This is a genomic window from Sphingomonas sp. FW306-05-A, assembly GCF_058782275.1.
Genome location: NZ_JBYSXN010000002.1, coordinates 1,014,490 through 1,036,326 on the forward strand (window position 1 = coordinate 1,014,490; position 21,837 = coordinate 1,036,326).

25 protein-coding genes are annotated in these 21,837 nt (G+C 65.4%); 18 read left to right on the forward strand and 7 right to left on the reverse strand.

Going from position 1 to position 21,837, the window contains the following annotated elements; all coding sequences use genetic code 11:
• The 6 genes from tsaB (at position 1) to miaB (ending at position 4,437) form a co-directional block, all read left to right on the forward strand.
• Positions 1-648, forward strand: a complete 648-nt coding sequence (gene tsaB, locus AC3WJR_RS13515) for a tRNA (adenosine(37)-N6)-threonylcarbamoyltransferase complex dimerization subunit type 1 TsaB (protein WP_492725509.1) — start codon at positions 1-3, stop codon at positions 646-648.
• Positions 645-1,115 (forward strand): GNAT family N-acetyltransferase, encoded by a 471-nt coding sequence (locus tag AC3WJR_RS13520; protein ID WP_492725510.1) that lies wholly within the window; start codon positions 645-647, stop codon positions 1,113-1,115. Before tsaB ends, AC3WJR_RS13520 begins: the two co-directional genes overlap by 4 nt.
• 110 nt (positions 1,116-1,225) lie before the next feature.
• Entirely contained in the window at positions 1,226-1,648 is a 423-nt protein-coding gene (locus AC3WJR_RS13525) for a Ros/MucR family transcriptional regulator (RefSeq protein WP_354279135.1), read from the forward strand.
• A 94-nt stretch (positions 1,649-1,742) separates the two neighbouring features.
• Entirely contained in the window at positions 1,743-2,165 is a 423-nt protein-coding gene (locus AC3WJR_RS13530; RefSeq protein ID WP_010162106.1) for a Fur family transcriptional regulator, read from the forward strand.
• Positions 2,149-3,066: a lysophospholipid acyltransferase family protein gene (locus AC3WJR_RS13535; RefSeq protein ID WP_492725511.1), complete on the forward strand. Its 918-nt coding sequence runs from the start codon at positions 2,149-2,151 to the stop codon at positions 3,064-3,066. The genes AC3WJR_RS13530 and AC3WJR_RS13535 overlap by 17 nt, the downstream gene beginning before the upstream one ends.
• 42 nt (positions 3,067-3,108) lie before the next feature.
• Positions 3,109-4,437 carry a tRNA (N6-isopentenyl adenosine(37)-C2)-methylthiotransferase MiaB gene (miaB, locus tag AC3WJR_RS13540; protein ID WP_492725512.1) on the forward strand — a complete coding sequence of 443 codons (1,329 nt, stop codon included), beginning with the start codon at positions 3,109-3,111 and terminating at the stop codon, positions 4,435-4,437.
• On the opposite strand, the gene AC3WJR_RS13545 is transcribed toward miaB, so the two are convergent.
• Positions 4,430-4,948: a PilZ domain-containing protein gene (locus AC3WJR_RS13545; RefSeq protein WP_354279132.1), complete on the reverse strand. Its 519-nt coding sequence runs from the start codon at positions 4,946-4,948 to the stop codon at positions 4,430-4,432. The genes miaB and AC3WJR_RS13545 overlap by 8 nt on opposite strands.
• Before the next feature lie 198 nt (positions 4,949-5,146).
• Here AC3WJR_RS13545 and AC3WJR_RS13550 point away from each other — a divergent pair, with 198 nt between their 5' ends.
• From AC3WJR_RS13550 to AC3WJR_RS13585, 8 genes are all read left to right on the forward strand, one after another.
• Positions 5,147-5,305: a hypothetical protein gene (locus AC3WJR_RS13550; RefSeq protein WP_354279131.1), complete on the forward strand. Its 159-nt coding sequence runs from the start codon at positions 5,147-5,149 to the stop codon at positions 5,303-5,305.
• Between the two features lie 208 nt (positions 5,306-5,513).
• Positions 5,514-6,518, forward strand: coding sequence for a PhoH family protein (locus AC3WJR_RS13555; RefSeq protein WP_354279130.1), 1,005 nt, complete (start codon positions 5,514-5,516; stop codon positions 6,516-6,518).
• 47 nt (positions 6,519-6,565) lie between these two features.
• Positions 6,566-6,820 (forward strand): type II toxin-antitoxin system VapB family antitoxin, encoded by a 255-nt coding sequence (locus AC3WJR_RS13560; RefSeq protein WP_354279129.1) that lies wholly within the window; start codon positions 6,566-6,568, stop codon positions 6,818-6,820.
• The gene (locus AC3WJR_RS13565) at positions 6,817-7,212 is read left to right on the forward strand and encodes a type II toxin-antitoxin system VapC family toxin (RefSeq protein ID WP_492725513.1); all 396 of its coding nucleotides are present in this window, start codon (positions 6,817-6,819) and stop codon (positions 7,210-7,212) included. Before AC3WJR_RS13560 ends, AC3WJR_RS13565 begins: the two co-directional genes overlap by 4 nt.
• On the forward strand, positions 7,212-7,721 hold the full coding sequence (gene ybeY, locus AC3WJR_RS13570) for an rRNA maturation RNase YbeY (protein WP_492725514.1): 510 nt from the start codon (positions 7,212-7,214) through the stop codon (positions 7,719-7,721). Before AC3WJR_RS13565 ends, ybeY begins: the two co-directional genes overlap by 1 nt.
• Positions 7,722-7,730: 9 nt before the next feature.
• Positions 7,731-8,672, forward strand: coding sequence for a hemolysin family protein (locus AC3WJR_RS13575; RefSeq protein WP_492725515.1), 942 nt, complete (start codon positions 7,731-7,733; stop codon positions 8,670-8,672).
• 269 nt (positions 8,673-8,941) lie between these two features.
• Entirely contained in the window at positions 8,942-11,188 is a 2,247-nt protein-coding gene (gene katG / locus AC3WJR_RS13580; protein ID WP_492725516.1) for a catalase/peroxidase HPI, read from the forward strand.
• 226 nt (positions 11,189-11,414) lie between these two features.
• On the forward strand, positions 11,415-12,740 hold the full coding sequence (locus tag AC3WJR_RS13585) for a PQQ-dependent sugar dehydrogenase (RefSeq protein ID WP_492725517.1): 1,326 nt from the start codon (positions 11,415-11,417) through the stop codon (positions 12,738-12,740).
• A 50-nt stretch (positions 12,741-12,790) separates the two neighbouring features.
• Here AC3WJR_RS13585 and AC3WJR_RS13590 read toward each other — a convergent pair whose 3' ends face one another.
• Together AC3WJR_RS13590 and AC3WJR_RS13595 are read right to left on the reverse strand one after the other, a co-directional pair.
• Entirely contained in the window at positions 12,791-13,093 is a 303-nt protein-coding gene (locus AC3WJR_RS13590; RefSeq protein ID WP_492725518.1) for a polyhydroxyalkanoic acid system family protein, read from the reverse strand.
• 25 nt (positions 13,094-13,118) lie between these two features.
• Complete coding sequence (locus tag AC3WJR_RS13595) at positions 13,119-13,535, reverse strand: VOC family protein (RefSeq protein ID WP_354279122.1); 417 nt, start codon at positions 13,533-13,535, stop codon at positions 13,119-13,121.
• Between the two features lie 258 nt (positions 13,536-13,793).
• On the opposite strand from AC3WJR_RS13595, the gene lnt reads away from it, so the two are divergent.
• Complete coding sequence (gene lnt / locus AC3WJR_RS13600; RefSeq protein ID WP_492725519.1) at positions 13,794-15,323, forward strand: apolipoprotein N-acyltransferase; 1,530 nt, start codon at positions 13,794-13,796, stop codon at positions 15,321-15,323.
• Between the two features lie 72 nt (positions 15,324-15,395).
• Entirely contained in the window at positions 15,396-16,613 is a 1,218-nt protein-coding gene (metK, locus tag AC3WJR_RS13605; RefSeq protein ID WP_354279120.1) for a methionine adenosyltransferase, read from the forward strand.
• Positions 16,614-16,731: 118 nt separating this feature from the next.
• Here the strand turns inward: metK and AC3WJR_RS13610 are convergent, their stop codons facing one another.
• Both AC3WJR_RS13610 and AC3WJR_RS13615 read right to left on the reverse strand, forming a co-directional pair.
• Positions 16,732-17,334, reverse strand: a complete 603-nt coding sequence (locus AC3WJR_RS13610; RefSeq protein ID WP_492725520.1) for a phosphatase PAP2 family protein — start codon at positions 17,332-17,334, stop codon at positions 16,732-16,734.
• A gap of 67 nt (positions 17,335-17,401) precedes the next feature.
• The gene (locus AC3WJR_RS13615; protein ID WP_492726147.1) at positions 17,402-18,244 is read right to left on the reverse strand and encodes a formate/nitrite transporter family protein; all 843 of its coding nucleotides are present in this window, start codon (positions 18,242-18,244) and stop codon (positions 17,402-17,404) included.
• 76 nt (positions 18,245-18,320) lie between these two features.
• On the opposite strand from AC3WJR_RS13615, the gene trmB reads away from it, so the two are divergent.
• Complete coding sequence (gene trmB, locus AC3WJR_RS13620) at positions 18,321-19,001, forward strand: tRNA (guanine(46)-N(7))-methyltransferase TrmB (protein WP_492725521.1); 681 nt, start codon at positions 18,321-18,323, stop codon at positions 18,999-19,001.
• 3 nt (positions 19,002-19,004) lie between these two features.
• On the opposite strand, the gene AC3WJR_RS13625 is transcribed toward trmB, so the two are convergent.
• A complete protein-coding gene (locus AC3WJR_RS13625) occupies positions 19,005-19,277 on the reverse strand; it encodes a UvrB/UvrC motif-containing protein (protein ID WP_492725522.1) in 273 nt (90 codons plus the stop codon).
• Positions 19,278-19,353: 76 nt separating this feature from the next.
• Here AC3WJR_RS13625 and AC3WJR_RS13630 point away from each other — a divergent pair, with 76 nt between their 5' ends.
• Positions 19,354-19,803 (forward strand): DUF2721 domain-containing protein, encoded by a 450-nt coding sequence (locus AC3WJR_RS13630; protein WP_354279115.1) that lies wholly within the window; start codon positions 19,354-19,356, stop codon positions 19,801-19,803.
• A gap of 15 nt (positions 19,804-19,818) precedes the next feature.
• Here AC3WJR_RS13630 and AC3WJR_RS13635 read toward each other — a convergent pair whose 3' ends face one another.
• Complete coding sequence (locus AC3WJR_RS13635) at positions 19,819-21,408, reverse strand: amidase (protein WP_492725523.1); 1,590 nt, start codon at positions 21,406-21,408, stop codon at positions 19,819-19,821.
• Positions 21,409-21,837: the final 429 nt, after the last annotated feature.

The following is a 21,837-nucleotide window of genomic DNA, read 5'->3' on the forward strand; positions in this document are numbered from 1 at the left end:
ATGCGCACGCTCGTCATAGAAACCGCAACCGCCGCGTGCTCGGTTGCGCTGATCGACCATGATCGCGTGATCGCGCGTCGGCACGAAGTCGTCGGGCGGGGCCATGCCGAACGCCTGATCGCGATGATCGCCGAGCTGCCCGATGGCGGGCGGGCCGGGCGCATCCTTGTGGATTGCGGCCCGGGCAGTTTCACTGGCATCCGCGTCGGGATCGCCGCTGCGCGTGGCCTCGCGCTCGGCTGGGGCGCGGCGTTGTCGGGCTATTCCTCGCTCGCGTTGCTTGCGGCGGCCGCATTCGGCAGAAATCCGGCATGTTCCGATCTTGCGGTGGTGCTGGAAGGCGGGCATGGCGAAGTCTTCATGCAAGGTTTCGCCGCCCCGCTCCGCGCGACCGCTCCCTTTGCTTCGCTTCGACCGGAAGCGGCGCTCGACGCCTTGTCGCCGGAGCTTGCACTGGCCGGCAACGGAGTCCGCTTCATCACCGCGCTTGATCCCCGGCGTACCGCTGACGATGTTCTGCCCGACGCCGCGGATGCGGTGCTGCTTCCGCCCGAATTCGCTGCATTGCCCCCGGTGCCGATCTACGGTCGTGCGCCGGATGCCAAGCCCGCCGTGCCAAAGGCGGGCATCGCCGGATCCATCGCATGAGCACGATGGTGCGGGTCGACCTGCGCAACGGCGCAGCAGGCGACCTGAAAATCGTCGACCAGATGATGCAGGCCGCGTTCGAACCCCGCTTCGGGGAAGCATGGACGCACAATCAGGTGCTGGGACTGCTCGCCATGCCGGGCGTCTGGCTGACGATCGCGACGATCGACGGGAACGCGGCGGGATTTGCGCTGTCGCGGCGTATTCTGGATGAAGCGGAACTGTTGTTGTTGGCGACCGTCCCGACGTTTCGTCGTCGCGGCGTAGCGGGAGCGTTGCTGCGCTCGGTCATTACGGACTCGGCAAGTCAGGGCGCACTAACGCTGCACCTGGAAGTGCGAAGTGGTAACGATGCGATCAGTTTGTACCGATCAGTAGGGTTCGAAAAGGTCGGCGAACGTCATCAATACTATCGAGGCCGGGACGGTCAGGCATTCGATGCCCTGACATATCGACGCAATCTATAATACCGATTACGTTAACTTCGTAATTGATCCTTGCATTCGATTGAGTGCAGGACGATAGCCCGCCACTGCCACGGACTGTAATCGTGTGCAATTGAGTTGAAAGGATTCCAATGGACATCAACAGCGAGCTTCAGGACACCCTGATCACGCTTACCGCTGACATCGTCGCGGCCCACGTTAGCAATAATAGCGTCGCGGTTTCTGACCTGCCCGTGCTCATCGCCAATGTGCATGGCGCCTTGACGACGCTTGGCGGCCCTGCCCCCGTCGCTGAAGTTCGCCAGGAGCCGGCGGTGTCGGTCCGTTCGTCGATTAAGCCCGATTTCATCGTGTGCCTCGAGGACGGCAAGAAGCTCAAGATGCTCAAGCGTCACCTGATGACCCATTATCAGATGACCCCCGAACAGTATCGCGCCAAGTGGAACCTTCCGGCTGACTATCCGATGGTTGCTCCCAACTATGCGGAACAGCGCCGGACTCTTGCCAAGAAGATCGGGCTCGGCACTAAGCGCCGCAAGCCGGTCGGTCGCTGACTTTCGGCGACAGGCCCTTCCCCGCTGCGGGGAAGGGCTTGTTGCGAGTCACTATCCTCTTTCGCAATAAATCGAAGACGCCTACATCGGCGTCATGCCGCGTCATATCGATCTAGAAGCCCTGTGTGCCGAAAAGGGCCTGCGCATCACCGACCAGCGTCGGGTCATTGCGCGCGTCCTGTCCGATGCCGAAGACCATCCGGATGTCGAGAAGGTGTACGAACGCGCTTCCGCGATCGACCCGGGTATTTCGATCGCCACCGTGTACCGCACCGTCCGCCTGTTCGAAGAAGCGGGTATCCTCGATCGTCATGATTTCGGCGACGGCCGGGCACGCTACGAACCTGCGCCCGAAGCGCATCACGATCACCTGATCGATGTCGAGAGCGGCAAGGTCATCGAGTTCGTCGATCCCGAATTGGAACAGTTGCAGAAGGCGATCGCCGAGCGGCTGGGGTTCCGGCTGGTCGACCACCGGATGGAACTGTACGGCGTCGCGCTTGACCGCAAGGGCTGAAGCCGCTGCCGCGCGCGTGGCTGCGCGCGCCGATGCGGCGGCCGGACGGCCACCCCCGATCAATCGGCTCGGCTGGATGCGGCTGTGGACGCGCGTGGCGTTGCTCGCAGTTTCTCTCCTGTTCGCGATTCCGCTGCATTATCTGTGGCGTTTCGTTCGCCTTTCGTCGCCGTGGCCGCGCCTGTTTCTTGGGACGGCGGCGCGCATCTGTGGCGCACGGGTCCGTGTGGTCGGCGTGCCGCTCAAGCGCGACGTCTTCTATGTTTCCAACCATGTCAGCTGGGTCGACATCTGCGCGATTGCCGGCGCCAGCGGCACGGCATTCGTCGCCAAGGCGGAAATCCGCGAAGCCCCGGTGGTCGGCTGGCTGGCGACGCTCAACCGTACCGTGTTCGTCGCGCGCGAGGACCGGCTTGGGGTCGCGGAACAGATCAACGCATTGCGCGAGACGCTGGCGGAGAATTGGTCGGTGACCGTGTTTCCCGAAGGCACGACCACCGACGGGCGGTCGCTGCTGCCGTTCAAGACATCGATGCTCAAGGTGCTCGAGCCGCCGCCGCCGGGGGTGATGGTCCAGCCGGTGTTGCTCGATTATGGCCCGGTCGGCGCGGACATCGCTTGGATCGGGGAGGAGAGCGGCAAGGCCAATGCGATGCGCCTGCTCGCACGCAAGGACCGGTTCCGCGTCGCGGTGCACTTCCTTGAACCGTTTTACCCGCGCGACTTTCCGGGCCGCAAGGCGATTGCGGCGGAGAGCAAGCGTCGTATCGAGGCAGCCCTGTCGGTCGTGATGTGCGGCCCGGTGCCGCCGTTCATCGGGCATGACGTATGGGCCGGCAAAGGCCCGACCCTTCCCGCCGCGATCGACATCAAGGATCATGTGCGCGCGCCCAACGGCTAGGGGTTCAGTCGCAGCGCAATTACGCCTATAGCCGCGCCGATCATGACACCGGACCCAAAACTTCCCCACAAGGCGCCGCGGACCTTCGCGGTCAAATCGTTCGGCTGCCAGATGAACGTCTATGACGGCGATCGCATGGCTGAACTGATGGCGGCGCAAGGGCTGACCCAGGCCGATCCCGCCGAAGCCGACCTGGTCGTGCTCAACACCTGCCACATCCGCGAACGCGCGACCGAAAAAGTCTATTCGGACATTGGTCGCCTGCGCAAACACGGCAACGACCCGATGATCGCGGTCGCCGGGTGCGTCGCGCAGGCGGAGGGGGCGGAGATCGTCCGCCGGGCGAAGGTCGACGTCGTGGTGGGGCCGCAAGCCTATCACAACCTGCCGGAGCTGGTCGCGAAGGCGGCACGGGGCGAATCCGCGCTCGACACCGACATGCCGGTCGACATGAAGTTCGGGCATTTGCCGGCGCGCCGTCGGGTGCCGCCGAGCGCGTTCCTGACCGTGCAGGAAGGGTGCGACAAGTTCTGCACCTATTGCGTCGTGCCCTATACGCGCGGTGCAGAAGTCAGCCGCGGATTCATGCAAATCGTCGACGAGGCCAAGTCGCTGGTCGATGCGGGCGCCCGCGAGATCACATTGCTGGGGCAGAACGTCAACGCGTGGACCGACGATACGCGTGGGTTGCAGCATCTGGTCGCGACGCTTGCCGAAATCCCGGACCTTGCGCGGATCCGCTACACGACCAGCCATCCCAACGACATGACGCAGGGGCTGATCGACGCGCACCGCGACATCGACAAGCTGATGCCGTTCCTCCACCTGCCGGTGCAGGCGGGCAGCGACCGCATCCTGAAAGTGATGAACCGCAGCCACAGCCGCGATTCCTACCTGCGCATTCTCGATCGCGTTCGCGCTGCGCGTCCCGATATCGCGCTGTCGGGCGATTTCATCGTCGGGTTTCCGGGTGAGACCGAAGCGGACTTCGCGGAGACGTTGAGCCTGGTCGATGCGGTTGGCTATGCGCAGGCGTTCAGCTTCAAATATTCGCCGCGTCCCGGCACACCTGCCGCGACGATGGGCGATCACGTGCCCGCCGAGGTGATGGACGAACGGCTGCAGCGGCTGCAAGCGGCGCTCAATCGCGATCAGGCGGCGTTCAACGCGGCAAGCGTCGGGCGGCGGTGTGCGGTGCTGATCGAGCGCAAGGGCAAGTTGCCCGGGCAGATGCTCGGCAAGTCGCCGTGGTTGCAGTCGGTCCACTTGGTCACGGATGCCGCGATCGGCGATCTCGTGACGGTGGACATCACACAGGCCGGACCCAACTCGGTTTCGGGTGCCGAACCTGTACTGGCTGACGTCAGCTAAGCGCGGCAGCCGCAGCGACGACCCCGGTCACGACCACGCCCCACAAGGCGAGCGACGCGCCGACGATGACGAGCGCACGTGTGCGCAGCGGCAGGCGCTGGAATTCGGGAAGCGTTTCGGTCATGTCGGCGCCAGTGGGAAGCGGGTCGGCGGAGGTTGCGAAGGGTACGACGGTTTCCACTGCACGTGCCGCGAGGATCGCGGCATCGCTCAGCCGCTCATCGAACGCACACCCGTAGCGCGAGCCGTTACGGCGCACGATCTGTGCGGAAACCCTGCCGATCCCGGCGATCCCGATGCTGATGTTCGACGGCACCGCGATCACGCCGTCTACGACGATCAGGCAGCCGGTGGCCGACATGTCGAGGACCTTGGCGTCGATCGGCCGGGCGCTTTCGTCGCGCACCGTGGCACCCGCCACGATCGGCTGACGCGGCGCCTGACGACCGCTGGGACCCTGCGCTTGCTGGGCATCATCTTCCTGCAGAAACAGTTGTGCAGTCATAACCATATGCCGTTCTCCGAGAGCGGCATCTTTGACAGCGGAGTCCTAAGATTTCGTAACGCGGGTTGGTCGGTAGTGGAGGTAACACCCCGCAGCCGGCAGCCTGCAGGCTGTATCCGCATCGACCTGGGCCGGCGACGACGCGACGCCTGCGACGACAGCCGCGTACACATTTCCTCGACAAACATGCCGATTTCTAGCAGCATGCGAACAATGTTCCCCGACCCCGCCCCCCTGGAACTTGCACCCGGCCAGTGGAAGCCGAATCCACCGGCGCTGTGGGCCTACATCTTGCTGGGTGTCGGGCGAATCCTCCTGTCCGGAGCAGAAGTCGTGCTGATCCGCCTCGGCCTGCGGCGCTGAAACTGCAGCGGCGTCCCACCCGCGCGCCGATAGGTCCGCGCTCCGTTGTGCCGCGACTCGATCGGCGCTGGCAAAGACATCTTCAGGATACCGCCATGCAGCGTGCCGCCGTCCTTGCCGGGATCGCCATCGCTCCCCATGTTCGCGTTCCGTTCAGCGCCCATTCTCGTGGCGTCCACCGTCTGCGCTGTCCCAGCAAAGGAATTGCATGAGCCGCAAGCCAGTCCCCGCGCAATCCGGCGATCGTAGCCGCACCGAAGTCCTGTTCGACCGTCCGCAACTGATGGCGCAGCTGTTCGGTGAATTCGACCAGAACCTGCTCGCGCTCGAGAACAAGCTCGGTGTCTATATTACCGCGCGGGGCAACAAGGTCGGGCTTGAGGGGACCGCGGAGGCGGTCGCGCAGGCGCGCGACGTCCTGCACGGTTTGTACAACCGCATCGCGCGCGGCGAAGTGGTCGACACAGGGCTGATCGACGCGGTGATTGCGATGTCGAGCGAGCCGACGCTCGCGGGGATCCTCCAGGCGGATTCGGGCGGCGGCGCGGTGCCACAGATCATGATCCGCACGCGCAAGAAGACGATCGTCCCGCGCACGATCGCCCAGGCGCATTACATGCGCCAACTTCTCAACAACGACATAATCTTCGCGCTCGGGCCAGCGGGCACCGGCAAGACCTATATCGCGGTCGCGCAAGCCGTCGCACAGCTCATCACCGGCAGCGTCCAGCGGCTGATCCTGTCGCGCCCCGCGGTTGAAGCGGGCGAGAAATTGGGCTTCCTCCCCGGCGACATGAAGGAGAAGGTCGATCCCTATCTCCGCCCGCTGTACGATGCGCTCAACGACTGCCTTCCCGCGGAGCAGGTCGAGCGGCGCATCGCGAGCGGCGAAATCGAGATCGCACCGATCGCGTTCATGCGCGGGCGGACGCTCGCGGACGCGTTCATCATCCTCGACGAGGCGCAAAACACCACGCCGGCGCAGATGAAGATGTTCCTGACCCGCTTCGGTGAGAACAGCCGGATGGTGATCTGCGGCGATCCAAAGCAGACCGATCTTCCCGGCGGCATGAACGCCTCCGGGCTGAACGACGCGGTCGGGCGGTTGGAGGGGGTCGAAGGGCTGTCGATCTGTCGCTTTGGGTCGGGCGACGTGGTGCGCCATCCGATCGTCGGCCGGATCGTCGAGGCGTATGAAGGCAAGTCGGATTGACGGTGGGGAAATCCCGAACGTATATTTGGGATATCCCGGAGGCTGCGATGGCATCGCTCTACATCAAGAACCAGGACACCGCAGACCTGGCGCGAGAGGTCGCCGCGTTGCTGGGGACCAGCAAGACGGCGGCCGTCCACGACGCGCTCGAACATCGCAAACGGGCCCTGCAGGCCGAACGGAGCGGCAGCATCCACGATCGGCTCGAAGCGTGGCGTGCAGCCCATCCGCTCGGCGAACCGACCGGTCTCGACGCCGACAAGGCGTTTTACGATTCGCTGAATGACGAGGACGAGGATTGATCCTCTTTCTCGATGCATCCGCGATGGTCGCGATGATGACCGGGGAGCCCGGCTCGCCCGCACTGGAGGAACGATCGGCGCGGCTGACGAGATATTATGTTCGGCGATCGCGCTGTGGGAGACGGCGCGCCGTCGCCAAGGTTCGAACCGTTCCCATCCCGCTCGCGTCTTCCGAAATTGAGAGCTTCGTCGCCGACTTCGCGATCCGTCTGATTCCGATCGCCGCCGCCGAGAGCCGCGTCGCGGTCGAGGCGTATCATCGTTACGGCAAGGGCACCGGTCATCCCGCCAAACTCAACATGGGCGACTGTTTTGCGTACGCCTGCGCCAAGACCAACGCCGCGACCCTGCTCTACAAGGGCGACGACTTCCTCCATACGGATCTTGCCTGATGCTTGAAATTGCCCTCTCCCACGAAGACATCTGGCCCGAACACGACTGGGAGGCACTTGCCACCCGCGCCGCCGCCGCTGCGATCGAGCGCACCCCGCACGGTCAGCTCGCCACCGGCGCGGCGACGGTCGAGATTTCGGTGCGTCTCACCGACGATGCCGAAGTGCAGACGCTTAACGCGCAATATCGCCACAAGGACAAGCCGACCAACGTCCTGTCCTTCCCGATGGTGCAGGCCGATCTGCTCGACACGATCGCGCAGAATTCGGACGATGGCGAGGTGCTGCTCGGCGATATCGTCCTCGCCTATGAGACGTGCGCGCGTGAGGCGGCGGAAAAAGGCGTGACCGTCGAAACCCACACGACGCATTTGATCGTGCATGGCACGCTGCATTTGCTAGGGTATGATCACATGGACGATGACGAGGCGGGGGCGATGGAAGCGATCGAGATCGCGGCCCTCTCCGCACTTGGCATCGCCGACCCGTATATGATCGCTGAGGACTGACGTAACCCCATGCCCGACGGCCAAAGTACCACCGGCACCGCCACGCATAACGGCGGTGTCACCCATGCTCCCTCGGGGCATGAAAACAGTATCTGGCGGTCGTTCCGCAGCTGGATCTCGGGCCATTCTGGCGACGAATCACTCCGCGCGACGCTCGAAGAAGCGATCGATGCGCATGAGGACGATCCCGGCCCCGACGCCAAGGGCGATCTTTCCCCGCTCGAACGGACGATGGTTCGCAACCTGCTCCACTTCGGTGAGCGTGATGCCGGCGACGTCGGCGTGCCGCGCGCGGACATCATCGCGGTCGAGGAAGCGACCAGCTTCGCCAACCTCGTCGCGCTGTTCGCGGAAGCGGGGCACAGCCGCCTGCCGGTGTACCGCGAGAAGCTCGATACGATCATCGGCATGGTCCACATCAAGGACGTGTTCCAGATCCTCGCGACCGGCGCGGAACATCCGACAAGCATCGCGCCGCTGATTCGCGAACCGCTATACGTGCCGATGTCGCGCGGCGCGCTCGATCTGCTTGCCGATATGCGGCAGAAACGCGTTCATCTCGCGATCGTGCTCGATGAATATTTCGGGACCGAGGGCCTCGTCACGATCGAGGATCTGATTGAGGAAATCGTCGGCGATATCGAGGACGAGCATGACGACGCACCCACCGCGCTGCTCGTCCCGCTCGATGGCGGTGCGTGGGATGTCGATGCGCGCGCCGAGCTCGAGGATGTCGGCGAGACGATCGACGAGCGGCTGGCCGAGGTCGATGGCGATATCGACACGATCGGCGGCTTGGCCGCGGTGCTGGCGGGGCATGTGCCCAAGGTTGGCGATTGCATCGTGCATGACAGCGGCTGGACACTAGAGGTGGTCGCAGCGGATACGCGCCGCGTGCTGAGCCTGCGGCTGCATCCGCCACGCCCGGAGCCTGAGGGGCGGGACGACTAGGGCTAACGAGCGCCCGTCCCCGTCCCCGCTTCCCCGGCGAAGGCCGGGGCCCAGGAGCGAAACGCCGAAAGGTGAGGACTGCGCTTCGTTACTCCGGCAACCGCTCCTGGACCCCGGCCTTCGCCGGGGAAATGAAGGATTTTGTCAGCGCACCACCGCACTCCAAATATCACCCATCCGATCACTATCTTCGGATTAATGCATTTCATCGATCGCCCGGATCATGGCAAACTCCCGACCGAGTTTAGAAGAGTCGAATGGAGAGACCCATGGACGCAATTACATCCGGCAGCCCGCTGAGCGATCCGAGCAAGGAACCCGCCGCAATGCGCACGCTGCTCGGCCGCACCAACCGCGATTGGTGGCCGAACCAGCTCAGCCTCGAAATCCTCCAGCAGAACGGCCTGTCGGCAAACCCGATGGGCGACGACTTCGATTATGCCGAAGCGTTCAACGCACTCGATTACGCCGCCGTAAAGCGCGACCTGACCGCGCTGATGACCGACAGCCAGCCGTGGTGGCCGGCCGATTACGGGCATTATGGCCCGTTCTTCATCCGCATGGCGTGGCATTCCGCCGGCACCTATCGCACCGGTGACGGGCGCGGTGGCTCATCGTCGGGCTCGCAGCGGTTTGCGCCGCTGAACTCCTGGCCGGACAACGGCAACCTCGACAAGGCGCGTCGCCTGTTGTGGCCGATCAAGTCCAAGTACGGCAAGCAGCTGAGCTGGGCCGATCTGTTCATCATGGCGGGCAACGTCGCGATCGAATCGATGGGCGGACCCGTGTTCGGCTTCGGTGGCGGGCGCGAGGACGTGTTCGAGCCCATGAAGGACATCTACTGGGGTACCGAAGAAGAGTGGCTCGGCCAGACCCGCATCGACGAGGAATCGGGCAAGGCGCTCGAGAACCCGCTCGCCGCGATCCAGCTCGGCCTCATCTACGTCAACCCGGAAGGCCCCGGCGGCTGCCCCAACCCGATGGGCTCAGCGCGCGATATGCGCGAGACGTTCGCGCGCATGGGCATGAACGACGAAGAAACCGTCGCACTCACCGCGGGTGGCCACACCTTCGGCAAGGCGCACGGCGCAGGTGACGCATCGCTCGTCGGCGTCGAGCCGGAAGGCGCGGACATCGCAACACAGGGCATGGGCTGGGTGTCGACGCACGGTACCGGCATGGGCGACGACACGATCACCTCGGGGATCGAGGGCGCGTGGACGCCGACGCCGATCACCTGGGACCAGACCTATTGGGACATGCTGCTCGACCACGAGTATGAGCTCGTGAAGAGCCCGGCGGGCGCACACCAGTGGCAGCCGGTCGGCAACCCCGAGGAAACGCTCGCTCCCAAGGCGCATACGCCGGGCGTCAAGGTCCCGACGATGATGACGACCGCCGACATGGCACTCAAGAAGGACCCGGCGTACCTCGAGATCAGCAAGCGCTTCCAGAAGGATCCGGCGGCGTTCGCCGACGCCTTCGCGCGCGCCTGGTTCAAGCTGACCCACCGCGACATGGGGCCGAAGGTCCGCTATCTCGGTCCCGACGTTCCGGCCGAGGACCTGATCTGGCAGGACCCGATCCCCAAGGCCGACTATCCGCAGATCGACGCGGGGGATGTCGGTGGCCTCAAGCAGGCGATCGCCAATTCGGGGCTTTCGGTGGCCGAGCTGGTGACGACCGCCTGGGCATCGGCCTCGACCTATCGCCAGTCGGACCACCGTGGTGGGGCAAATGGCGGACGGATCCGGCTTGCCCCGCAGAAGGACTGGGAGGTCAACCAGCCCGAGCAGCTCGCCAAGGTGCTTGGCATCTATGAGGGCATCAAGGCCGAGTTCGACGGTCAGGGTGCCAAGAAGGTGTCGATCGCGGATTTGATCGTGCTTGGCGGGTCGGTCGGGGTCGAGGCGGCTGCCAAGGCGGCCGGCAAGACGATCGAAGTGCCGTTCCTCCCGGGTCGGACCGATGCGTCAGCCGAGCAGACCGATGCCGAGAGCTTCGACGTGCTCGAGCCGAAGGCGGACGGCTTCCGCAACTATCTGTCGGTCAAGTTCAGCGTTCCGACCGAGGAACTGCTGGTCGACAAAGCGCAGTTGCTGGGGCTGAGCGGCCCGCAGATGGCAGTGCTGCTCGGCGGGCTTCGTGTCCTCGGCGCGAACCACCCGAAGGCCGAGAACCACGGCGTGTTCACCGATCGCAAGGGGCAGCTGACCAACGACTATTTCGTCAACCTGCTCGACATGCAGACCGCATGGAAGCAGATCAGCGACGAAAGCGACGAGGAATATCTCGGCACGCTGCGCGAGACCGGCGAGCAGAAGTGGACCGCCTCGCGCACCGACCTGGTGTTCGGCGCCAACTCGCAGCTTCGCACGATTGCGGAAGTTTATGCTTCGGCGGATGCGGGCGACAAGTTCGTCAAGGACTTCGTCGATGCGTGGGTCAAGGTGATGAACGCGGACCGGTTCGACGTCGCGTCGGGCCATGTCGAAGGCGAGCCTGCGGTCGCGTAACGTCGACCGTGCTTCTGCGCAGGCAGGAGCCCAGGGTTACGGGCGCTACGCCGGTAACCCTGGGCTCCCGCTCTCGCGGGGGAACCTGCTGGATACGAGATGGCGGAGGCGCTAGCGCCACCGCCATTTTTGTACATCGGAGGATTCCCCCTCCCCCGGCTGCGAGGATGACGCACCGCCAACTCTAGCCCTTCCACCAAGCGCCGCCGCGCCCTATCAAGCGGCTATGCGCAAACACATTCTCATCATCCTCGGCATCTTCGCGGTCGTCGGGGTCGCGGTCCTCTGGTGGATGTTCCAGCCCGAACCCGCCCGGATCCCGATTGCTCAGGTCGAAGGCGAGCGCCCGACCATCTCCGCACCGCGCGAACAGACGATCCCCACGACCAAAGTTGCCAAGGCGGTCGGCTGGCCCGCAGGCGCGACTCCGGTCGCCGCAGCGGGGCTCAAGGTGGCGGCGTTTGCGCAAGGGCTCGAGCATCCGCGCTGGCTTTACCGCCTCCCCAATGGCGACGTGCTGGTTGCCGAAACCAATTCACCGCCGCGCAAGGGCCGCAGCATCACCGACACCGTGATGCGCTATTTGCTCGGACGCGCTGGCGCTGGCGTTCCCTCCGCCAATCGCATCACGCTGCTGCGCGACGCCAACGGCGACGGGGTGGCAGAACAGAAGACCGTGCTGATCGGCGGCCTCAACTCGCCGACCGGCATGGCGCTGCTCGGCGACTATCTTTACATCGCCAACACCGACGCGCTCGTCCGCGTGCCGTTCAAGCCCGGCCAGACCAGGATCGACGCCAAGCCCGAGCGGATCATACCGCTCAACGGCGGCGGCAACCATTGGGCGCGCACGCTGATCGCGGACCCGAACGGCAAGTATCTGTATGTCGGTGTCGGTTCGTCGTCGAACATCGCCGAGAACGGCATGGGTGCGGAACGCTACCGCGCGAACATCCTCCAGGTCGACCCGCAGGCAAAGAACTACCGCGTGTTCGGCGCGGGCCTGCGCAATCCGCAAGGCATGGCGTTCGAGCCGAAGTCGAACGCGCTGTGGGTCGCGGTCAACGAGCGCGACATGCTGGGGTCGGACATCGTTCCCGATTACATCACGCGCGTTGGCCTCGGGGATAACTTCGGCTGGCCTTGGTATTATTGGGGTGGCTATCCCGACACGCGGGTGAAGCCCGAGAACCCGGCCTTGCAGGAATATTCCAAGCGACCGGACTTCGCGATGGGGCCACACGTGGCGGCGCTGGGGCTGACCTTCGCGTCCGACGCGAAGCTGGGGGCGACCTACAGCAATGGCGCGTTCGTCGGCGAGCATGGATCGTGGAACCGCGTGCCGGTGTCGGGCTATAAGGTCGCGTTCGTGCCGTTCGGGGATCTCGGTTTTCCCAAGAAGGGTGCCAAGCCGGTCGACGTGCTGACCGGCTTCCTCAACGCCAAGGGCGAAGCACAGGGACGCCCGGTCGGGGTGACATTCGATCGCGCGGGTGCACTTCTTGTCGCGGATGACGTTGGCAACACGGTGTGGCGGGTGAGCGCGAAGTAACCGTCCTTGCTCCCCTCCCTGGAAGGGAGGGGAGACGCCTACAACCAGCGTTATTCCAGCATCTTCGGCGCTTCCTTCGCCAGCTTCGCGCGGATCTTGTCGGCAAACAGTGCGAGGAACGGTGGCAGGTCGACCTCGGCACGGACCGAGGTTTCCGCAACCGTCAGCTTGCTCGCCACACGCTGCCCCATCGCCGCGACGGTGAAGAACATCGTGTCGCCGTCCCAGCGATGATCGACCGCAGCGCCGCCCGGAAACATCCCTGCAAGCTTGCCGATCCCGCCATCGACGCGCGCACGCGCCCCCGCGAGCCCGAGCTTGTGGGGAATTTCGACGACGATCGGTTCACTCATGTCAGGTCCTTCACGCCTCGGCGTATCATTGCGCGAAGATCATCGCGTCGTCGGCAAACGCCTTGAACTCGAGCGCGTTGCCGCTCGGGTCATAAAAGAACATCGTTGCCTGCTCGCCCGGCTGCCCGACGAAGCGGGTGTGCGGTTCGATCCCGAAGCGCGTTCCGGCCGCAGTCAGCCGTTCGGCGAGCGCCTGCCAGTCGGGCATCGTCAGCACGACGCCGAAATGCGGCACCGGCACCGCATGGCCGTCGACCGCGTTCGACACCGCGACGGGCTTTGCCGCTGGGTCGAGATGCGCGACAATCTGATGGCCGTAGAGATCGAAATCGATCCACTGGTCCGAACTCCGCCCCTCGGTGCACCCGAGCGTCTCGCCGTAGAAGGCGCGCGCGGCGGCGAGGTCGTGGACGGGAAAGGCGAGATGGAAGGGGCGGGTCATGCCGGCATGATAGCGGCGGGGTTGGGGGGCGTCACGTTCAACATGTTGGGCGCCACCTCCAAACCACAGGTGCTTCCCCGGCGCAGGCCGGGGCCCCAGAGAGGAACAGAAGATTGCGGGCTGCTGCGCTTCGTTACGTCGGCCATCGCTCCTGGGCCCCGGCCTTCGCCGGGGAAGCGCAAAGAGGGGAAGCAGCACAAAGAGGTAAGATCGCTCCGCCGTTGCGTCCCCTCCTCGATCACGCGATAGCCGCTTCCCATGACTCAGCGCCCCGCCCTTTTCTCCTTCCTGCTCGGCGGGATCGCCGCGGTCGGCTTCGCCCCGCTCGCGCTGTGGCCCGTCACGCTCGGCTGTTTCGCCGTCTGGATGTGGCTGGTGCATCAGGCCCCGACACGACGCGCGGCGCTCTGGCGCGGGTGGCTGTTCGGCTTTGCGCATTTCACGATCGGCAACAACTGGATCGCCAAGGCCTTCAGTTTCCAGGACGCGATGCCGCATGCGCTCGGTTGGTTCGCGCCGGCGTTGCTGTCGCTGTATCTCGCAATCTTCCCGATGCTCGCGGCAGGGGTCGCATGGAAGCTCCGGCGCCCGGTGCTGGACGCGAGCTATGTCCTGATCTTTGCCACAGCGTGGATCGCGACCGAATATCTGCGCGGGACGCTGCTGACCGGCTATCCATGGAATCCGCTGTCCGAACTGTGGCTGCCGACCCCGGTCGCGGCAAGCGGGCGCTTCCTGGGCACCTATGCGCTGTCGGGGGTCGCGGTGCTGGCGGCGGGTGCGATCCTGCTCGCGGCCCGGCGGGCTTGGCGGTTTCCCGTCGCGGTGGCCGGCGTGGTCGCGGTGCTCGCGTTAACCGCGATCGACACGACTCCCGCCGTACCCTTCGCAGCCGATGCCCCCCGCGTCCGCGTCGTCCAGCCCGATCTCGACCAGGAGCAACGCCCGCGCGACGATTATGCCGAGACGAACTTGCGCACGCTGGCGGGCCTCAGCGGCACGCCGCATAGCGCGCCCCGCCTGATCGTCTGGCCCGAGGGCGCGCTGCGCTATCTGCCCGAGGACGGCTATCCGCCAGGCTATTACGGCGACTCCGCCCCGTTCCTGACCCGCGCACGGATTGCGGCGCTGCTCGGTCCGCGTGATGTCGTGCTGACCGGCGGGACGGCGTTGCTGTTCGATTCCGCGGAGGAAGTCACCGCCGCGACCAACGCGATCTTCGCGATCGACGCGCAGAAGCGGATCGTCACCCGCTACGACAAGGCGCATCTGGTGCCGTTCGGCGAGTATCTCCCGCTGCGACTGCTGCTGTCCGCGATCGGGCTGTCGCGACTCGTCCCCGGTGACTTCGACTTTGCCCCCGGCAAGGGGCCGGACGGCGTCGACCTGCCCGGCATCGGGCGTGTCGGGTTCGCGATCTGCTACGAGATGATCTTCTCGGGCTCGATCGTCGACCGCCGCCACCGCCCTGCCTTGATCTTCAATCCATCCAACGACAGTTGGTACGGCAGTTGGGGCCCTGCGCAACATCTGGCGCAGGCGCGGATGCGCGCGATCGAGGAAGGCCTGCCGATCATCCGCGCGACCCCGACCGGCATCTCCGCGATCATCGATGCGCGCGGGCGAGTGCTTGCGGCGATCCCATGGGAGACCCGCGGGGCGATCGAACTTCCGATCCCGCGCGCGGCACCGCCAACCATGTTCGCGCGTATGGGCAACCTGATGGCGCTCCTGTGCGGGGTCGTGCTGGCGTTAACGGCAATTGCCATCCGCCGGTTGGCGCGATAGGAGCACATATAAGGAAAGCTTTATATGCGTGTTCCGGTCATCCCGGTTCACGCCCAGACGAGGGTTTCATCAATGCGCGCTTCGTTTCTCTTCACCTCCGAGTCCGTCTCGGAAGGTCATCCCGACAAGGTCGCCGACCAGATTTCGGACACTGTCGTCGATCTGTTCCTGAGCAAGGATTCCCAGGCGCGCATCGCGTGCGAGACGCTGACCACGACCAACCTCGTCGTCCTCGCGGGCGAGATCCGCTGCAAGGGCGTGTACGAGAACGGCGCATGGGCCGATGGCGCGCTCGCCGAGATCGAGGCTGCGGTGCGCAACACCGTTCGCGAGATCGGTTATGAGCAGTCGGGCTTCCACTGGGAAAACTTCCGGTTCGAGAACAACCTCCACGGCCAGTCCGCCGAAATCGCGATGGGCGTCGATGAGGGCGCGAACAAGGACGAGGGTGCCGGCGACCAGGGCATCATGTTCGGCTACGCGACCGACGAAACCCCGGGCCTGATGCCCGCGACGCTCTATTACAGCCACAAGATCCTCGAGCGGATGGCAGCGGATCGCCATTCGGGCGCGGCCCCGTTCCTCGAGCCTGACGCCAAGAGCCAGGTCACGCTGGAATATCGCGACGAGAAGCCGGTCCGCGCGACCGCGCTGGTCGTCTCGACCCAGCACAAGGCGGGCTATTGCCTCCAAGGCGACAACGCCAACCCGGCGCTGTACGAAGAACTCCGCAGCTACGTTGCTGGCGTGATGAAGGACACGTTGCCCGAGGGCTTCGTGACCGACGCGACCAAGATCTACATCAACCCGACCGGCGCATTCGAAATCGGCGGTCCGGATGGCGACGCTGGCGTCACCGGCCGTAAGATCATCGTCGACACCTACGGCGGTGCTGCCCCGCACGGCGGCGGCGCGTTCTCGGGCAAGGATCCGACGAAGGTCGATCGCTCGGCCGCCTATGTTTCGCGCTATCTCGCAAAGAACGTCGTCGCGGCTGGCCTCGCGCGCCGTTGCACGATCCAGCTGAGCTATGCGATCGGCATTGCCGAGCCGTTGTCGCTCTACGTCGACCTGCACGGCACGGGCACGGTCTCCGAAGCGAAGATCGAGGAAGTGCTTCCGCAGCTCGTCCGCCTGACGCCGAAGGGCATCCGCGAGCACCTCAAGCTCAATGCGCCGATCTACAAGCGCACTGCAGCCTATGGCCACTTCGGGCGCGAGCCCGATGCGGATGGCTTCACCTGGGAAAAGACCGATCTGGTCGACGCGCTCAAGGCTGCCGTCGCCTGATCCTGCACCGGGCGCGGCTTATGCCGCGCCCGGGATACCCGCTACCTTGAGACGCTGAGCACCCTACCCAGTCAGCATCTCATGCGCCAGAATTGGCACCGCAAGAACGGCGCCGTCGTCAGCGCCGTCGGTCGAGCGCACGCACGATGACTCGTTCCGTCACTCGGACGGCAGCGCTCGCCGCGCGTTGCGCGACGAAGCCGATCGCGGCTCCGGCGACGGTATCGAGCAGATAGTGTTTCCCGCGCGGCAACTGCATCGCCGCGACCCCGCCGGCCAAGGCATAGGCCGCAGCTCCCCTTACCGGGGCACCCTGCGCCAGAGCCCCCGCCACGGCGACTGCGCCCGCGGTATGCCCCGACGGGAAGGAGCTCTGGTCATGCTCCTTGCTGTCGCCTGCTTCGAACTTGTGCTTGCCCGTCTCGATTGCCTTCTTGGGGCGCGTGCGATCGACCGAACGCTTGATCACCGTCTTCATGCCGGTCGCGACGATCTCGCTTGCGAGCATCCGGGCGCCGGTGCGCAGGATCGTCGGCTGGCGCAACAACGCACCGACGACGAGCGTCCCCGCTCCCAGCAGCAGCAACGGCGGCTGATCCGCACCCTCGCTGAGCTTTCCGAGCAGTTTGACGCTGGGCTTGTCGCGGTGCTTGGCGGCGTCGTGCGCCACCTTGCGGTCCATCCGCACCAATTCCTTCGCTGCCTTGGTTACCTTGCTCATCGTCCGCGTCTCCCAATGTGTAGCGCCGAACGGGCGAACCGGGGAAATCGGTCCATTGCGGACATGATCATTCCCCGTCCTCCTGTACCTGCCCGTGCGCGAGCACCGCAAACAGCCCTGCCCCGCCCAGCAGATTGCCGAGTACCGCGGGCACGAGGAATGCGAGCACGCCACCGATCCCGATCTCGCCCGTCCACAACAGCAGGAAGGCTTCGCTCGACCCGACGATCGAATGGCTGAACCCGCCGATTGCGACGACATAGACGATCCCGAAGATCACCAGCAAAGCATGTTCGCGCGCGTTGGGCAGCGACCAGGCTACAATTGCGATGAGGAACCCCGCCGGCACCGCGTTGAAGAAGGTTTCCACCGCGCCGTGGTGGGTAATCGCCATCGACACTTCGATCATCCCGGCGTCGAGCGTGGAATCGCCTAGCGCCATTCCGGCGAAGGCGCCCGCTGCCATGGCGGTCCCGATGCAATTCGCGCAGAGCACGACCGCCCACAACCGCAGCGTCCGCCCCAGCGCGTCCCACGACGGCGTGGTGACGAGCGGCAGCATCGCGGTCACCGTACTTTCGGTGAACAGCTGCATCCGCCCCAGGATCACCATCACGAAACCGATTGGATAGCCGAGCGCGATGATCAGCGCGCGGGATGGCCCGGCCGGTACATGCGCCGCGATCGCCCCCTCCGCGACGAGGGACGCGGTCACCGCCAGGCCCGCCGCCAGCCCCGACCAGAACAGCGCGGAAACCGGGCGTTCGAGTTCTTCCGCGCCGGACTCGCGCACCGCGCGGTGAAGTTCCTGCGCATTGGCGGCCTTGAGCGCCTCGACGTCGCCGTTCCCCGCCATATCCCCCGGCCGGTCGCCAGCCTCGTCCGCGCGGCCTCGCTCGATCATTCCCATCATCCCGTCGTTGTAGCAGTGTAACGACCGCTGCGGCCCTTTGCTCCGCCACGATCCCGCGCTACAGGCCCGCGGGATGACCGATCCGATGACGACACGCCGCCTCTATGGCCGGCGACAGGGGCACAAATTGCGGCTGGGCCAGGCTGATCTGGTGGAAACGCTGCTCCCGCAGATCAGCGTGCCCGGGGATGGCCCCTTGGACGCGACACGGCTGTTCGGTGCGGACCGCCCGCTCGAGGTCGAAATTGGCTTTGGCGCGGGCGAGCATCTCGCAGGACAGGCAGCGATGCGCCCTGATACCGGCTTCATCGGGTGCGAGCCGTTCCTCAACGGCGTGGTCGGCGCGCTCGCGCACATCCGCGACGACGCGCTCGACAATGTCCGCATTCACATGGGCGACGCGCTCGACGTGGTCGAACGGCTCCCCGATGCGTCGCTGTCGCGGCTGTATCTTTTGCATCCCGATCCGTGGCGCAAGGCGCGCCACGCCAAGCGCCGGATGGTCAACCACGGCCCGCTCGATCTGATCGCCGCAAAGCTCAAGCCCGGGTGCGAATTCCGGCTCGGCACCGACGACCCGACCTATTGCCGCTGGGCGATGATGGTGATGGGACAGCGCCGCGACTTTGAATGGACCGCGTGCGGCCCCGCCGATTTCCTCACCCGGCCGGACGACTGGCCGGAGACGCGCTACGAACGCAAGGCCCGGCGGCAGGGCCGCGAGGTGTGGTACTTCCGCTACCTGCGCGTGTAACGCTTATCGCTTGCGCGACCGGCCGCGCGTCATCGGGTCGGGCTTGCGCGGCCGGGTCCAGCCGGCGGGCGGGGTCATCCGTTGCTGGCTCGACCCAAGCCCCATCGCGCCGGGCTGTTGCCGCACCAGACCAGCCGTGTCGGCCACCGCTGCGTCGTCGGCTTCGGCGCCACCACGCAACAGGCTGATCCGGTCGCGCAGTCGCCGTGCTTCTTCAAAATCCAGAGCGGAAGCAGCGGCTTCCATTTGTTCCTGAAGACGATCGAGTTCGGTCATCACGCGTCAACGCGGAACTGCGGCGTCGGCTCCGTGCGGCTTGCGTCGGCCCGGCGCATTGCGCACAACACCCGAGATGAATCCCTATCCCGCCGTTACGACGATCGCACAGACGATCCAGCTGTCCCTGTCGCCCGTCTTCATGCTGGCGGGGATCGGCGCGTTGCTCAACGTATTGGCGGGGCGATTGTCGCGCGTGGTCGATCGCGCCCGCGCACTGGAGGCGTTGCATCCCGCCTCGCAAGGTCCCGAACACGACCGCCACGTGTGGGAATTGCGCCTGCTCGACAAGCGGATGACCGTCATCAACGCATCGCTCGTCCTCGCCGTGTCGAGCGCGGTGATGACATGCCTGGTGGTTGCGCTGCTGTTCGTCGCCGAACTGGTCAAGCTGCACATCGGCACCGTCGTCGCGCTGTCGTTCATTCTCGCGATGGGGCTGCTGATCGCCTCGCTCATCTCCTTCCTGATCGAAGTGCGCATGTCGCTGATCGCGATCCACATCCGACCGGAATTGCTCGAATAAGCGTCGGGACCCGCGTTACCGCGCGCCCGCGAGCCCCGGGCCGGCGTCGTTGGTCGGCAGATATTTCGGGACGACGCGCGCCTTGGCCGCTTGCTCGAACACATAACCCGCATTGAGTACCGCCTGGTCCGCCCAGCGAGTCGCGATGAACGACAGGCCGACCGGCACGCCGCGCACCAGCCCCATCGGCACGGTCAGATGCGGATACCCCGAGATGGCGGGCAATTCGCTCGCGCTCGGCCCGTTGAAATTGTCCCCGTAGACCGTGTCCGACAACCACGGCATCCCGTAGGTCGGCGCGACGATCAGCGTTGCCTGCGCCTTGGCCAGCACCGCATCGATCCCTTCGGCACCCGCAAGCCGCAGCGACTTGGCGCGTGCGCCGAGATATTCCGGATCGGTCAGGCCGCGCGTTTTCGCCGCGGCGACGAAGGTTTCCTGCTCGAAAAACGGCATTTCGGTGACGGCATTGGCGGCGTTGAACGCAATGACCTGATCGAGCGTCCGGGTGGTCACGGTCCTGGGCGTCGACGCGAGGTAGGTGTCGAGGTCCGCCTTGAGTTCGGTTTGCAAGACGAGCAATTCCGCCTCGCCGATCCCGTCGAGCTTGGGCATGTCCGCATCGACCAGGATCGCGCCCTGCGCCTTCAGCACCTCAAGCGTCGTTTCATAGTGACGCTTGAGGGCGTCGGGCATCTCGGGGCGCAACACCGCAACCCGCACGCCCTTCAGCGATGCCGCCGCCAGCGGGGCGGCGAAGTCGTGGATATGGCCCTGGCTCTCCCGGGTTGCGGGGTCCGCGGGATCGACCCCGACCATCGCGTTGAACAGCAGGGCGGCGTCGCGCACGCTCCGCGCCATCGGGCCCGGCGTATCCTGGCTGTGGCTGATCGGGACGACATGCGTCCGGCTGACCATGCCCAGTGTCGGCTTCAGTCCGACCAGTCCGTTCATCGACGACGGACAGACGACCGATCCGTCAGTCTCGGTCCCGATCGCGACCGCAGCATAACTCGCCGCGACCGCCGCCCCCGACCCGCTCGACGATCCGCACGAGGTCCGATCGAGCGCATAGGGATTTTGCACCAGCCCGCCGACCGCACTCCACCCGCTGATCGAATGCGTCGAGCGGATGTTGGCCCATTCGCTGAGGTTGGTCTTGCCGAGGATCACCGCGCCCTGCTTGCGCAACGCCGCCACCACCGGTGCATCGCGCCGCGTGACATTGTCCTTGAGCGCGAGGCTGCCCGCGGTCGTGGCGAGCGGATCCCTGGTCTCGATATTGTCCTTGATCAGCACCGGGATCCCGTCGAGCGCGCCGAGCGGCTTGCCCGCCTTGCGTCGCGCGTCGCTTGCCTTGGCCTGTGCGACGGCATCGGGATTGGTCGCGATAACCGCACGCAGCGTCGGCCCGGTGCGATCCATCGCCGCGATCCGCGCGAGATAGGCCTGGGTGATCGCGACGCTGCTCGTCCCCTGCGCCATCTGCGCGCGCAAGGCGTCGACCGATTGTTCCTCGACCTGCACCGGAACGTTGGAAGCATCCTGCGCCGCCAGCGCGGTCGGCAGCATCAGCAATGCCACGGCTGCAGTTCGGATCATCATCCCATATTCTCCCCGGTCATACCCTGCCCGGATCATGCGGCGGTCGCGCCGGAACGACAAGCATTCCCAGTGCGATACCCCAAAAATGAAAAGAGGCTGCCGGGGGTCTTGACGACACCCCGGCAACCTCCTGACATGGTCAGCGGCCGGAAGCTCCAGCTTGGGAGACCATGCGAACCACCAGTGCCTCGATCCGGTTACGGCGTTGACTGAGGGACCATACCCTCCGCCCTGCGGATCGAACGGGTTTCCCCGAAGGCCTAGCGGTGCGTCCCCCGAACGAACTGAACCGACCCCATTGCTGAACCATGAGACATCGGATCACCTCCTTTCGCTAGTTGAAACGGCGTGACCTGCGGTGGTCACGATACCTGTGTGAATCAGATATTCACGCGAAACAAGTCTTGTAATGTTGGTCGGAATCCACGA